Below are 13,245 nucleotides of genomic sequence, written 5' to 3' on the forward strand. Positions count from 1 at the left end.
TACATCAACCCTGAGTCACGCCCAGATCAGGGTGGCGATACCAATGGCGATAAAAGTAACAGCCGCAACCGCGTGAACCCACTTAATAGGCATCCGCTTGGTGAATTTCTGACCAATCCAGACAGCAGGGGCATTTGCCAGCATCATCCCCAATGTGGTGCCTATAGTGACTGAGATCACATCCTCATAGCGAGCCCCTAAGGCAATAGTCGCAATTTGTGTCTTATCGCCCATCTCAGCCAGGAAGAATAAACCTGTTGTTAAGAGAAAAACTTGTAGGGCTTTATCAGCGACCTTAGATCCAGCGGCATCATCAATATGGTCTGGCACCAAGAGCCACAAACCAATGCCCAAGAAACTCAACCCCAAAATCCAGCGCATCACATCTGGCGACACCAGGGTAGTTAACCAATGACCTAGCAAAGCAGCGCAAGCATGGTTTGCAATCGTAGCAATAAAGATGCCGGCGATGATTGCCATTGCTTGCTTAGGATAACGAGCTGCAAGCATCAAAGAAAGTAGCTGGGTTTTATCCCCCATCTCCGCCAAAGCAACCACTCCGGCAGACAGTGTTAATGCTGAAAAATCCATAAATGAAATAGGTCCAGTCAGTTTTCGTATGAGGATCAGTTTAAATCCGAACCCTGGCTAGACCTACTATTTATGAAAATCTTGCTTTATGCCACCAATAACTCTTCTGCAGACGCAAATTCCAGGCCTTGCGCTACTGCAACCGGCATTGATGTCAGCACCCCTTTATGAACGCTCAAACCGTTGCGCAAATGCTCATCAATCGAAAGTGCATTCAACACCCCGCGATTTGCTAAAGCCTCGACAAATGGATAAGTAGCATTGGTTAAGGCAAAGGTAGATGTTCGCGCTACTGCTCCTGGCATATTGGCTACGCAATAATGAATGACGCCATCCACTACAAATGTGGGATCTGCATGGGTAGTTGGTTTAGAGGTTTCAAAACAACCGCCCTGATCAATAGCTACATCCACCACGACCGAACCGGGTTTCATTTTTTTAATCATGTCACGTGTAACCAACTTCGGCGCCGCGGCCCCTGGTAGCAATACCGCACCAATCACGACATCCGCCTCACACACCTCTTGCTCAATCAATAAGCTGTCTGAATAAAACGTTCTCACCCGGTTGCCGTAGAACATGTCGATCTGACGTAATCGTTCAATATCACGATCAAAGATGCATACATCTGCACCCATACCAACGGCCATTTGCAAAGCATTGCGCCCCACTACACCGCCTCCCAAAATAACAATCTTTGCCGCCGATACTCCAGGAACACCTGCCATCAGCACACCTAAGCCGCCATTAGTTTTTTCTAAATGCGATGCAGCCGCCTGTATCGACATCCGGCCGGCTACTTCACTCATGGGCGCCAACAGGGGTAAAGCACCATTCATGGCAGTGACGGTTTCGTAAGCAATACAGGTAGCGCCTGACTGTAGTAATGCTTTGGTTTGCTTGGGGTCTGGGGCTAAATGCAAATACGTAAACAGAATTTGATCCTCACGCAACATAGCGCATTCCTGAGCCTGAGGCTCTTTGACCTTCACAATCATCTCAGCCTTTTGGAACACTTCAGCTGCGCTATTGATTAAGCTAGCGCCAGACAGTCGATAGGACTCATCACTCAGTCCAATCTGCTCTCCAGCGCCACGCTGAATGAGAACAGAATGACCCTGCTTACAAAGTCCGCTGACATTGCCTGGTGTTAGACCTACCCGGAACTCATTGTTTTTAACTTCTTGAGGCACACCAATAATCATTGCTATCTCCTATTATTTAAAGTCACGCACGATTGCGGTTTTGCGATGTAAGCCCACGATATAAAACATCACGAGATACACACCCAATAAACACGGGCCGACTATTAAAGCGATCCGTGCATCCTCATGAAATCCCATCAGCACCACTACTAAACCAATAAATGCCAATGCAAACCATGAGGAATAAGGTGACCACGGAGCGCGATACGCGAGCTCAGCTACTTGGGTTTTGGATAGAGAGCGGCGGAATTTGATTTGCGTAATTAAGATTGCGATCCAGACCATCAACCCAATAAAAGTCACAGCAGCCATAATGTATTGAAAGGCTTTGTCAGGGACAAAGTAATTCAACACTACACCTGACATACAAACTCCAACCGTAGCCATCACTGCTCGATGAGGAACGCCGTATTTAGACAGTTTTGAAAAAGATCTCGGTGCGTAACCGTTAGATGACAAAGAAAACAACAGTCGTCCACCGCTAAAGATGCCTGCATTGCAGGAAGATAGCGCGGCAGTAATAACAACGAAGTTAATCAAGCCAGCTGCTTCTCGTAGACCCAATCGCTCAAACATCACTACGAATGGACTGCCTTGCTGCCCGACTTGATTCCACGGGAAGATTGCCAAGATAACTAGGATGGCACCCATGTAAAAAATGAGAATGCGCCATGCCAAAGAATCGATTGCCATGGGAATCGTTTTTTGTGGGTTCTCAGCCTCGCCTGCAGAAAGACCAATCATTTCGATGCCAACATAGGCAAATAGCACCATCTGTAATGACAACAGCATGCCGCTAATGCCATTCGGGAAGAAGCCTCCGTGTTGCCATAAATTGCTCAGGCCAATGGGCTGCCAATCATTAGTAAAGCCAAACAAGATCACTGAACCACCAAGCGCAATCATGGCAACAATGGCCACTACTTTGATGAGAGCAAACCAAAATTCAAACTCACCAAATACCTTGACCGCAATGAGATTTATGAGACCCATCATCACAATCGATGAAAGCGCCCACACCCACTGCGGCGCCTCCGGGAACCAGATTCCCATATAGATGCCAACAGCTGTAACTTCTGCGATTCCCACGACGATCCAATAGGTCCAATAACCCCAACCCACCATATAACCAGCTAGTGGACCGATATAGGTATTGGCATAAGCTGCAAAAGAGCCCGCTACAGGTTCATGTACTGCCATCTCCCCTAATGTGCGCAAAACAATGAAGGCGACTAAGCCAGCGAGTAAGTAGCCCAAAAGAATGGATGGGCCAGCAATTTGGATGGCGCTTGCCGAACCAAGAAATAATCCTACGCCTATCGTTGAACCTAAAGCCATCAAACGAATGTGGCGTACTTTGAGATGGCGTTTTAAGCCAGTGTGTTCAGTCTGCAAGAGAGACCTCCTTTCGATTTGCTGTTGGCGACTTACCAACGGAGCAAAGTCTAGGGAGGACTGGGGATGAGCACTAGAGGAGAGAAATTACTAAAGTGACTAAATGAACAAATATATACAAGTAAAAATATAAATGTCTTTGAAATCAATGCGAGGTCTGAAATAAATTTTTTCTGACGGCAAAAGAATCAGTAATTTCCTACAGGGAATCCCCTTAAGGATTTGCAGTGCTTTTTGTGAAAAAACTTATTGTGCTGAGATGAGGTTCAGTATTTCTGCTGCAGCAGCCAAGCCACAAGCGGCCGTCACCATTACAGTAGAGCCATAGCCCGAGCAGGCCAGACCTCCGCTAGAAGCGCCAGCACGTGGTTCATGCGAGTAGATCGCACGAATACCGATTTTCTTTTTAAGGTTTCGGGAAAAGCCATGATCTTGTCTAAGTCCTTGGCGAACCTTAGCTAGCAATGCATCTTGCTCGGTCCGTGAGAGATCATCACAGCGAACGGATGTTGGATCAGATTTTCCACCAGCTGCGCCACACATCACTAATAAGCGATTATTTTTCACAGCCCAAACGGACAAAGCAATTTTGGTTTGTACTGAATCTGTAGCATCCAATACCAAAGCATTTTCTGGAATAAGTTGATCTAAATTTTCTGGTTCTAAGAATGCATCACAAGAAGTCAGCTTGATCTCTGGATTGATTTGCAAAATGCGTTGGGTCATCGCCTCTACTTTTGCTTTGCCGTATTGCCCCTCTAGCGCATGCAACTGTCGATTGGTATTGCTCTCGGCGATATGATCAAAATCAATCAAGACAAGATGCCCAATGCCAGTACGAGCCAATGCTTCCGCTGCCCAGGATCCAACTCCCCCTAGACCAGCCACCACCACTGTTGCATTCAGAAAGCGCTCACGCAGCTCTGGACCATAGAGTCTTGAGACTCCGCCAAAACGACGATTTTCTAAGCTGCCCTCTAGCTTGTCTTCCACCTTGTCTTCTGCCATAGCTTCTCTTTATACTGAATAAATGGACTCCATTGCTCAACTCCGCAAAAACTATACCTTTGGTCAGCTCTCAGAGACTGAGGTTCCTCAGGACCCGCTGCAGCTTTTTCAGCTCTGGTTTGAACAGGCTATGAAGGCAGAGTGTCCGGAACCCAACTCCATGACCCTAGCAACAGCGGACCAAGCCGGAAATCCATCAGCTCGTATTGTCTTACTAAAAGGCGCCGATCAAAACGGCTTTACCTTTTTTACCAACTACGAAAGTCAAAAAGGTCGAGATTTAGCGATACGACCAGAGGCTGCCCTACTCTTTCATTGGCATGAATTAGAGCGCCAGGTTCGCATCCAGGGCGTTGTAGAGAGAGTTAGCGCTGCTGAGAGTGATGAGTACTTCCACTCCCGTCCAGCCGCTTCCAGAATCGGCGCCTGGGCTTCGCCTCAGAGCACCGCCATTCCGAACCGTGAATTCCTAGAGGAAGCAGAAAAACGCTTCAAAGCAGAATTTGGTGAAAAACCTCCTCGCCCAGAGCATTGGGGTGGCTACCGACTGCGCCCTACTGAAATTGAATTTTGGCAGGGCCGCCCTTCTAGATTGCATGACCGCATGCATTACAAACTAGAAGGAAGTCAGTGGCGCGTGAATCGCCTGGCCCCTTAGAGCTTTTATTAGGAGTACTGGGGTGCGATGAGCGATTTAAATTTCGCTCTGAACTTGGCTAACTTAGGCGCGACCACTGCCATGCAATAGCCTTGATTGGGGTGTTGCTGAAAATAATTCTGGTGATAGTCTTCCGCAGGATAAATCGTTGGTGCAGCATCAATCTGCGTCACTACTGGATTAGAGTAGATTTTAGAATCCTCCAATTCCGTCACCACTTCATGCGCAATCTTGGCTTGCTCTTCGCTGTGCGTAAAAATCACTGAGCGGTATTGCGTGCCGTGATCATTGCCTTGGTAATTCAGAGTCGTTGGGTCATGGATGACAAAAAAGATTTCCAATAAATCTCTAAATGAAACCACTTGCGGATCGAACATGACATCGACAATCTCTGCGTGACCAGATACCCCAGTACAGACAGCCTCATAGGTTGGGTTAGGTCTTGCCCCTCCCGCATATCCAGAAACCACTGACTTAACCCCGGTAATTTGCTGATAAACAGCCTCAAGACACCAAAAACAGCCTCCGCCCAGGGTGGCCCGCTCCAAAAGGGGTTCATTTTTATCTAAATTTGTATCCATGGCTTTATCCTAATGCCTTATTCAAAAGCCTGCCAACTAATAATCCACTATGAATCGCTTCACTATCCAACTTGACGAAATTAAAGCAGCCTTTGCTGCCGAACCAAATCCCACGATTGAAGTGAGATTAGATCGTATTGCCCGTATTGAAAAAATGATTGAGGCAAATGAAGACAAAATCTGCAAAGCACTCGAGGCAGACTTTGGCGTGCGCCATCCTGTTGAGACACGACTTGCTGAATGTCAGATGATTTATCAGGCGTGTAAATATGTGCGTAAGCATCTTAAAGAGTGGATGAAACCCCAGCAAAAAGAGGTGCCATTTCATATGGGCGCCTCACAAGCCTATGTTGAAAGTCAGCCACTTGGTGTGGTTGGTATTTTGAGTCCATGGAATTATCCCGTGCAACTAGCGCTCATTCCAGCAATCGCTGCTTTTGCTGCAGGCAATCGTGTTTGGCTAAAGCCTTCTGAACGTAGCTCACGCACATCAGGATTTGTTGCCAGCCTGATTCAAGAGTATTTCCACCCTAGCGAGTTCTGTGTCACTACCGGCGGTCCTGATGTAGCTGAACAATTTGCGGCATTACCTTTTGACCACCTCTTCTTCACTGGCTCAGGCAACATCGGCAAAAAAGTGATGCGCGCTGCCGCAGAAAACCTAACACCGGTAACTCTCGAGCTCGGTGGCACAACCCCCGTCATTATTGATCAGAGTGCCAAACTGAAAGATGCTGCCTCCTCCATTACTTATGGCAAGTTGCTCAATGGTGGGCAAACCTGCATTGCACCAGACTATGTATTGCTTGAACCAAGTCTTCAAGAGGCATTTATTCAAGAGCTGCAAAGTGCAGCGCAAACTCAATTTAGTCACCCTGAAGAATTAACCGGTCCAATTGATGAGCGACAGCTGGAATATTGGCAACACTTAGTAAGCGATGCATTAGACCGCGGCGCAAAAGTAATTCCGCTTCTGAATAATCCAGGTGCTGGAGCAAGACCTTTCGAACCGATTGTGTTGATAAACGTTCCGCCAGAAGCACGAGTACTTCATGAGGAAATCTTTGGGCCTATTCTGCCGATTGTGACGGTTGTGGATACTTCCGCAGCGATTAGCTATGTGAACAACAAACCCAATCCCCTTGCCCTGTACTGGTTCGGCAAAGACAAAAAGAATCTAAAGCGCGTTTTAAGCGAAACTCGCTCAGGCGGGGTTACTGTTAATGACACCCTGCTGCATATCACTATTGAAGATCTACCTTTTGGCGGTGTCGGTGCAAGCGGTATGGGTAGCTATCACGGCAAAGCAGGCTTTGATACCTTCAGCCATCAAAAGTCGATTCTGGAAGTGCGTGGCTTCTTTGGTTTAAATTTCTTCAAGGGGACTACAACGGCGCGGCCTCCCTATGGAAAAATGACAGAGTGGTTATTGCGTTACCTGAAGTAAGACCTCAGATCAACAGCAATCGGATTGCAAAGCCAATAAATAAGATACCTGCCAGCATCCACAACGCGGCAGCACATCGTGGGCGAGCCTGAAAGAATTTCAGAGAGACTTGACCCACAGCTATCAGGCATGCCAAGTAGGTCATGCTCATGATCTGCAGCACAATGGCAAGATAAAAGAAGGTATGCAAGGGTCGCTCAAAATCTGGTCGAATAAATTGCGAAAAGAAAGCAATAAAGAAAAAGATTGCCTTGGGATTTGTTAGCGAAAGAGTCAGTGCAGCAGCCAATGGATGCAATCGCATAATGCGCGCCTGTAGATCTCCAACCACTTCTACCGACAACACTTGATTCCAACGCTTAAGGCCACTTCGCAATAAACCGAAACCCATCCACAGCAAGTAGATTGCGCCTGAGGTTCTTAATACATTAAATACCATCGGCGATGAAAGCAAGAGTGAGGCCGCACCTAAAGCAACGGCGATCATCAAGATCGAGTCACCGATAAAAATTCCAATTGCACCCCACGTGCCAGAGCGCCAACCTTTTTGAATGGCAATGGTTAAGACATAAAGTGAGTTTGGGCCAGGCAACAAAATAGTAAAAATTGTTCCCAAAAGATAAGTTGGGAAATCAACTATTCCCGCATTACTAGGCAATAAGTGGTCTAAGGCAAGCCATTCCATTGGCCAATCATATAATTAATTCGGGAAAACCCTTGTAATTGCTTGCTCAAAATGTCATAATGAGAGGCTTTTTTAAGCAATTTGATTCATCGCCCCCCAGCTCTATTTCAGCGTATCGTTTAGAAGTCATAAACACCGAAGTCCATAAAACGCGCTGCCGCTTGTCTGATGGTCGATGCCTTTGACCATCGCACCCTATAAAAACAATGGGTGCAACATACGGAGATATCCCTTAAAGGGGATGTGTAATAGCATGACTTTTTCTAAAGAAACTAAAATCGAGTCCCACGACTCAAAGAGCACTGGGACCGAATTCCAGAATTTCGCCCTAGCGGCATCACTCCTTAAAAACGTTGCTGAACTGGGTTATACCCAAGCCACTTCCGTGCAAGCTCAGGTTATTCCTGCAGCCTTAGCTGGTGGTGACTTATTGGTCAGCAGCCAAACCGGTAGCGGTAAAACCGCAGCCTTTTTATTGCCTTTGATTAATCAACTCATCGAAGACAACCCGAACAACTCACCTGTACCAGGTCGCGCGCAACCTAAAGTGTTAGTGCTCTGCCCTACTCGTGAATTGGCTCAGCAGGTTGCCGCTGATGCAGTGAACTTAGTTCGCGGTATGAAAGGCATTCGTATTGCTACTGTTATGGGTGGCATGCCTTACGGCAAGCAGATCCAAGCGTTAAAAGGTGCATTGTTAGTTGTTGCAACTCCAGGTCGTTTACTCGACTTGTGCGATAGCAAAGCAATTCGCTTAGACGATGTAAAACAACTCGTTATCGACGAAGCCGATCGCATGCTCGACATGGGATTTGCTGATGACCTCGAGGCAATTGATAAGCGTTGCGCAGGCCGCAACCAAACTTTGATGTTCTCTGCAACTTTCGCGCCAAAGATTATGTCTTTAGCAAATGAGTTGACTACAGATGCTAAGCGTATTGAACTTGCTCACGCAGGTGAAAAGCACGCCAACATTGAACAGAAGTTGCATTGGGCTGACAGCATGTCACACAAACATAAATTGCTTGAACACATTTTGGCCGATGCTGATTTGGATCAAGCGGTTGTGTTTGCGAGCACTCAAGTTGAGAGTGAAAAAATTGCTGACACATTGCGTGCTAATGGCTACGAAGCTACTGCCCTTCACGGTGCAATGCCTCAAGCTGTACGTATGCGCCGTCTTGAGTCCTTACGTAAAGGTCACACCAAGATTTTGGTGGCGACTGACGTAGCTGCTCGCGGTATTGATGTGCCACGCATTAGTCACGTGATTAACTTTGGCTTGCCAATGAAACCAGAAGACTATACGCACCGCATTGGTCGTACCGGTCGTGCAGGTCGCAATGGTGTAGCTATCACTTTGGTTGAACATCGTGATCGCGCAAAGATCCGCAATATCGAACGCTTCACACAGCAAGATATCGTTGCTTCAGTCATCGCTGGTCTTGAGCCACAAGCCAAGCCAAGCTTTGGTGGTGGCGGTGGCGGTAATCGCTCTGGCGGTGGTCGCTCTGGTGGCGGTGGCGGTCGTTCTGGTGGTGGCTTTGGTGGCAATCGCTCTGGTGGCGGTGGTCGTTATGGCTCAGGCGCTCGTTCAGAGTCTCGCTTTGGCGGCGGCGGTTCAGGCGGCGGCAATGCTGGTGGTCGTTCAGACGATTCACGTCCAGCACGCTCTGCTGATTCACGTCCTGCGCGTTCTGCCGACTCACGTCCAGCACGTTCTGGTGATTCACGTCCAGCGGGTGGCCCACGTTTTGCGAAGCCTAAGACCGGCGGTCAGCGTCGTAGCTTTAGCGGTAGCTAAAAATGATTCGCCGTAATCGTCTCCGTTCTGCATGGAATCGAGTCGGTTCCGGTGAAATCCATCGGGCGCCACGCGAGTGGCAACCATGGCTAAGCGATACCGGGTCTCTCACCCAAAAAATTGAGAAAGCAATTGGGCAAAAACTGGAAGTTCAGGTTTTGCGCGACTGCCCTCAATCACTCAATAGCGACGAAAGTCGCTATTTTCATTTCCAGCTCAGGCGCTGCAGGGTGCGTGAAGTACTACTCTGCTCAAATGGCATTCCCTTGGTAATGGCACACAGCGTCATTCCAACCTTTAGTTCAAGTGGTAGCAATCACAAAACTTTGCGCTTAGGTACCAAGCCCTTGGGCGCTGTCTTATTTAGCAACACTCGCAAACACTCGAAAGCAAAGCCGCCGCGTGATATTGCACGCCTTGATAAAAGTAGTGAGTTATGGAAAAGGTGCTCCAAGCACTTAACTGGATTGAGCTCACCCCTGTGGGCACGACGCACCCTCTATCGTTTAAAGGGTCATCCAATCTTGGTAAATGAAATCTTCTTGCCTACCCTCCTAGAGACTGCAAAGCTCTAGATATTTGCTTTGAGTTTTAGATTGTCAGCCAAGCTAAGGTTGACTTCACCAAGGCTTCATCGCCTGGCTCACTAGTAAAAACCTCACCAAACCCAATCAGCTCCGCTGCATCAGCAATATTGTGATGTGGACATAGTGCGCTAGCGCTATTAAGGTTGTACGTAAATTGATCTTTTATTACTTCGCCAAGATAGCGAACCGCTTCGGATGAAGTCAGCAACCAAAGTGATTTACTCAAATCCATCTCGCGCACCAGCTGCCAAGCAGGATTATCAATATCCAAGGGCACTCGACTATATGTAGAGATTGCCTCTACAACAGCACCGGCCTTGCTTAGGGTGTCGGCGAGCCAATCGCGGCCACCTTCACCTTTAAAGATCACCACTTTTTTATTCTGCCAATTCGACTGAAGGGATTGAAGTTCTTGCCACAAACCCTCAGAGTCCCACTGTTCGTTATTTTTAGGAATGATGATGGGGGTTGGATTGTCTTCTGATCCGATGCCGTGATTTTTCAAAGCAAGATGACTACTGCCACCCATTACGCCAATCGGAATAATCTTTTTTGAAAAGTCTTGCCAATCTCGCTCCAACAAACGCATGACACACTCAATGGCATTAGGGCTTACAAAGATTGCAAGATCTGCGTTGCTCAGAGAAGTTGCGATATGGTCAGCTAAATGTTCGTCCGACTTTGGAACAATGGTTAGCAAGGGGAGTGACAGAATCTCTGGGAGGGTACGCTTACCGACGCCGCTTGCCTCAATCGCACGAGTGAGTACTTCAATCAGCTGGCGCGCCTGACCGCTAGGTCTGGTAACGACGATTGTTTTAGTACTCATCGCTGCTAATACTGTTATTTAGAAATCTTGGGAATTAAGTCTGCTGCACCCTGAGATAGCAAGTCTTTTGCCACTACAAGACCCAATGCCTCAGCATCTTCAACAGATTGCACCACCCCACTTCCATGCGCTAAGCAAATGGCTTTGCCATCCACACTCGCCACAAAGGAGCGTATGTTCATTTGATTTTGATCCCATACAGCATGCGCAGCGAGGGGCACTTCACAAGATCCACCCAGCTGACGCGACACCATACGCTCAGCAGAAACTGCAAACAAAGTGGGCAAGTCATTTAATGGATCAAGCCACTGCTTAATGTTGGGATGTTTGCTCAAGGTTTCAATACCAAGAGCGCCCTGACCTGCAGCTGGCGTATAGGGATCGTAAGGCAAGAAGGCCCGAATGCGTGACTCCAAACCTAAACGCTTTAATCCAGCAGCAGCCAAGATGATGGCCTGATATTCGCCACGATCTAGCTTACCCATTCGCGTATCTAAATTACCGCGTAATGGTTGAATCACGAGATGAGGAAACTTAGCACGCAGCACGGACTCTCGGCGCAAACTCGATGTACCCACAATTGCTCCGACCGGAAGATCTTCGAGGCTAGCGTAGTCATTCGATACAAAGGCGTCACGAGCATCCTCCCTGGCCATGACACAAGAAAGATCAAATCCCTCAGGCATCACCATGGGGACATCCTTCAGGGAGTGAACTGCTAGGTCTGCACGGCCATCCTCGAGAGCAGTTTCAAGCTCTTTTACAAAAAGGCCTTTGCCACCCACTTTAGAGAGGGCTCTGTCCAAAATCTGGTCTCCACGGGTGGTCATCCCCAAAATCTGGACATCGCAGCCTGGATAGAGCTTTTTGAGGCAATCCCGGACGTGCTCAGCCTGCCACATGGCTAGGCGACTTTCGCGGGAGGCGATTACGAGGCGCTTTGGAGCGGCTGGGGAAGCTGATGAAGGGGCGGAATTGGGGGTTTGGGACATAACATTTAAAATAATCAAAGACCTACACCAATATACTGTGTTTATGAGCTCATCAAATAATTCCTTAGCCAACAAAGCCCAAGCTTGGTCGGCCCGTTTTGCAGAACCCGTCGACGAACTAGTCCAGCGTTATACCGCCTCTATTGGCTTTGATCAACGATTTGCAATGGTTGATATCGCTGGCTCCCTAGCTCATGCAGAAATGCTGGCCACCCAAAAAATCATTAGCGCCCAAGATTTGGCTGATATTCAAAAGGGTATGGCTCAAATTAAGAGCGAAATCGAGTCTGGTCAATTTAATTGGCAACTGGCTCTTGAAGATGTCCACCTCAATATCGAAGCCCGCCTCACTGAATTAGTAGGCGATGCAGGTAAACGATTACACACTGGTCGTTCACGTAACGACCAAGTAGCAACTGATTTACGTTTGTGGTTACGTGGCAGCGTGGATGACATCGCAGTCACCCTCAAATCGTTACGCTTGGCGCTTTTAGATTTAGCAGAGAAGCATGCCTCTACGATCATGCCTGGTCATACCCATTTGCAAGTAGCACAGCCGATTACTTTTGGTCATCATTTGATGGCGTATTACGAAATGTTTAGCCGCGATGCAAGTCGTTTGATTGATTTGCGTACTCGCTTTAATCGCTTGCCTTTAGGCGCTGCTGCATTAGCTGGCACTACTTATCCGATCGATCGTGAACAAGTGGCCAAGACATTAGGCTTTGATGGAATCTGCAATAACTCATTAGACGCTGTATCTGATCGCGACTTTGCTATTGAGTTTTGCGCCTTCTCATCAATCCTGATGATGCACGTTTCACGCTTATCCGAAGAGCTTATCCTGTGGCTAAGTCCGCGTTTTGGCTTTATTGATTTGCCTGATCGTTTCTGCACCGGTAGCTCCATCATGCCGCAGAAGAAAAATCCTGACGTTCCAGAGTTAGCCCGTGGCAAGACTGGTCGTGTTTATGGTGATTTGATTTCTTTATTGACACTGATGAAGGGCCAGCCCCTTGCGTACAACAAAGATAATCAAGAAGATAAAGAACCTTTGTTTGATGCTGTAGATACCGTGCAAGATACCTTACGTATTTTTGCTGACATGGTTCCGCACATTGAAGTCAAAGCTGAAGTCATGAAGAAGGCTGCTGAAGAAGGTTTTGCGACAGCAACTGACTTGGCTGACTACCTAGTTAAAAAGGGCCTGGCATTCCGCGACGCGCATGAAGCAGTGGCGCACGCTGTTAAAGCTTGCGTTGGTAGAAACTGCATGCTGACTGACTTAAGCCTCTCTGAACTGCGCTTTGCTTGCGGATTGGATAATCGTCCCGAACTGATTAGTGATGATGTGTTTGCATTACTCACAGTTGATGGTTCCGTACAGTCCCGTCAACATGCCGGCGGTACTGCACCAACCCAGGTCCTTGCCGCTATCAAACGGGGTCGCACAGATCTCTAAA

13 protein-coding genes are annotated in these 13,245 nt (G+C 47.7%); 5 read left to right on the top strand and 8 right to left on the bottom strand.

Annotated elements, in window-relative coordinates; all coding sequences use genetic code 11:
- Window positions 1–15: 15 nt before the first annotated feature.
- The 4 genes from AOC21_RS06595 to AOC21_RS06610 all read right to left on the bottom strand — a co-directional run bounded on the left by AOC21_RS06595 (window position 16) and on the right by AOC21_RS06610 (window position 4,199).
- Window positions 16–591, bottom strand: coding sequence for a TMEM165/GDT1 family protein (locus AOC21_RS06595; RefSeq protein WP_215391218.1), 576 nt, complete (start codon window positions 589–591; stop codon window positions 16–18).
- An 86-nt stretch (window positions 592–677) separates the two neighbouring features.
- The gene (ald, locus tag AOC21_RS06600) at window positions 678–1,796 is read right to left on the bottom strand and encodes an alanine dehydrogenase (protein WP_215391219.1); all 1,119 of its coding nucleotides are present in this window, start codon (window positions 1,794–1,796) and stop codon (window positions 678–680) included.
- Between the two features lie 12 nt (window positions 1,797–1,808).
- Window positions 1,809–3,191 carry an amino acid permease gene (locus AOC21_RS06605; RefSeq protein WP_215391220.1) on the bottom strand — a complete coding sequence of 461 codons (1,383 nt, stop codon included), beginning with the start codon at window positions 3,189–3,191 and terminating at the stop codon, window positions 1,809–1,811.
- Window positions 3,192–3,437: 246 nt separating this feature from the next.
- A complete protein-coding gene (locus tag AOC21_RS06610; RefSeq protein WP_215391221.1) occupies window positions 3,438–4,199 on the bottom strand; it encodes a ThiF family adenylyltransferase in 762 nt (253 codons plus the stop codon).
- Between the two features lie 22 nt (window positions 4,200–4,221).
- Here AOC21_RS06610 and pdxH point away from each other — a divergent pair, with 22 nt between their 5' ends.
- Window positions 4,222–4,857: a pyridoxamine 5'-phosphate oxidase gene (pdxH, locus tag AOC21_RS06615; RefSeq protein WP_215391222.1), complete on the top strand. Its 636-nt coding sequence runs from the start codon at window positions 4,222–4,224 to the stop codon at window positions 4,855–4,857.
- Between the two features lie 8 nt (window positions 4,858–4,865).
- Here pdxH and msrA read toward each other — a convergent pair whose 3' ends face one another.
- Window positions 4,866–5,438, bottom strand: a complete 573-nt coding sequence (gene msrA, locus AOC21_RS06620; RefSeq protein ID WP_215391223.1) for a peptide-methionine (S)-S-oxide reductase MsrA — start codon at window positions 5,436–5,438, stop codon at window positions 4,866–4,868.
- Window positions 5,439–5,487: 49 nt separating this feature from the next.
- On the opposite strand from msrA, the gene AOC21_RS06625 reads away from it, so the two are divergent.
- Window positions 5,488–6,885 carry a coniferyl aldehyde dehydrogenase gene (locus AOC21_RS06625; protein WP_215391224.1) on the top strand — a complete coding sequence of 466 codons (1,398 nt, stop codon included), beginning with the start codon at window positions 5,488–5,490 and terminating at the stop codon, window positions 6,883–6,885.
- A 4-nt stretch (window positions 6,886–6,889) separates the two neighbouring features.
- On the opposite strand, the gene leuE is transcribed toward AOC21_RS06625, so the two are convergent.
- On the bottom strand, window positions 6,890–7,570 hold the full coding sequence (gene leuE, locus AOC21_RS06630; RefSeq protein WP_215391225.1) for a leucine efflux protein LeuE: 681 nt from the start codon (window positions 7,568–7,570) through the stop codon (window positions 6,890–6,892).
- 253 nt (window positions 7,571–7,823) lie between these two features.
- On the opposite strand from leuE, the gene AOC21_RS06635 reads away from it, so the two are divergent.
- The gene (locus tag AOC21_RS06635; protein WP_215391226.1) at window positions 7,824–9,374 is read left to right on the top strand and encodes a DEAD/DEAH box helicase; all 1,551 of its coding nucleotides are present in this window, start codon (window positions 7,824–7,826) and stop codon (window positions 9,372–9,374) included.
- Between the two features lie 2 nt (window positions 9,375–9,376).
- Window positions 9,377–9,949 (top strand): chorismate lyase, encoded by a 573-nt coding sequence (locus AOC21_RS06640; RefSeq protein ID WP_215391227.1) that lies wholly within the window; start codon window positions 9,377–9,379, stop codon window positions 9,947–9,949.
- Window positions 9,950–9,965: 16 nt separating this feature from the next.
- Here AOC21_RS06640 and AOC21_RS06645 read toward each other — a convergent pair whose 3' ends face one another.
- Together AOC21_RS06645 and hemC are read right to left on the bottom strand one after the other, a co-directional pair.
- Window positions 9,966–10,790 carry a uroporphyrinogen-III synthase gene (locus AOC21_RS06645; RefSeq protein ID WP_215391228.1) on the bottom strand — a complete coding sequence of 275 codons (825 nt, stop codon included), beginning with the start codon at window positions 10,788–10,790 and terminating at the stop codon, window positions 9,966–9,968.
- 14 nt (window positions 10,791–10,804) lie between these two features.
- Window positions 10,805–11,782: a hydroxymethylbilane synthase gene (gene hemC, locus AOC21_RS06650; RefSeq protein ID WP_215391229.1), complete on the bottom strand. Its 978-nt coding sequence runs from the start codon at window positions 11,780–11,782 to the stop codon at window positions 10,805–10,807.
- A 43-nt stretch (window positions 11,783–11,825) separates the two neighbouring features.
- Here hemC and argH point away from each other — a divergent pair, with 43 nt between their 5' ends.
- A complete protein-coding gene (argH, locus tag AOC21_RS06655) occupies window positions 11,826–13,244 on the top strand; it encodes an argininosuccinate lyase (RefSeq protein ID WP_215391230.1) in 1,419 nt (472 codons plus the stop codon).
- The last annotated feature ends 1 nt before the right edge of the window (window position 13,245 follow it).

Origin of the sequence: Polynucleobacter sp. VK25 (genome assembly GCF_018687355.1) — a bacterium.
Lineage (GTDB): Bacteria > Pseudomonadota > Gammaproteobacteria > Burkholderiales > Burkholderiaceae > Polynucleobacter.

Bases quoted from the DNA above. Each gene is read 5' to 3' on its own strand.
- AOC21_RS06595 (WP_215391218.1), bottom strand. From the start codon at position 591: ATGGATTTTTCAGCATTAACACTGTCTGCCGGAGTGGTTGCTTTGGCG.
- ald (WP_215391219.1), bottom strand. From the start codon at position 1,796: ATGATTATTGGTGTGCCTCAAGAAGTTAAAAACAATGAGTTCCGGGTA.
- AOC21_RS06610 (WP_215391221.1), bottom strand. From the start codon at position 4,199: ATGGCAGAAGACAAGGTGGAAGACAAGCTAGAGGGCAGCTTAGAAAAT.
- pdxH (WP_215391222.1), top strand. From the start codon at position 4,222: ATGGACTCCATTGCTCAACTCCGCAAAAACTATACCTTTGGTCAGCTC.
- msrA (WP_215391223.1), bottom strand. From the start codon at position 5,438: ATGGATACAAATTTAGATAAAAATGAACCCCTTTTGGAGCGGGCCACC.
- AOC21_RS06625 (WP_215391224.1), top strand. From the start codon at position 5,488: ATGAATCGCTTCACTATCCAACTTGACGAAATTAAAGCAGCCTTTGCT.
- leuE (WP_215391225.1), bottom strand. From the start codon at position 7,570: ATGGAATGGCTTGCCTTAGACCACTTATTGCCTAGTAATGCGGGAATA.
- AOC21_RS06635 (WP_215391226.1), top strand. From the start codon at position 7,824: ATGACTTTTTCTAAAGAAACTAAAATCGAGTCCCACGACTCAAAGAGC.
- AOC21_RS06640 (WP_215391227.1), top strand. From the start codon at position 9,377: ATGATTCGCCGTAATCGTCTCCGTTCTGCATGGAATCGAGTCGGTTCC.
- AOC21_RS06645 (WP_215391228.1), bottom strand. From the start codon at position 10,790: ATGAGTACTAAAACAATCGTCGTTACCAGACCTAGCGGTCAGGCGCGC.
- hemC (WP_215391229.1), bottom strand. From the start codon at position 11,782: ATGTCCCAAACCCCCAATTCCGCCCCTTCATCAGCTTCCCCAGCCGCT.
- argH (WP_215391230.1), top strand. From the start codon at position 11,826: ATGAGCTCATCAAATAATTCCTTAGCCAACAAAGCCCAAGCTTGGTCG.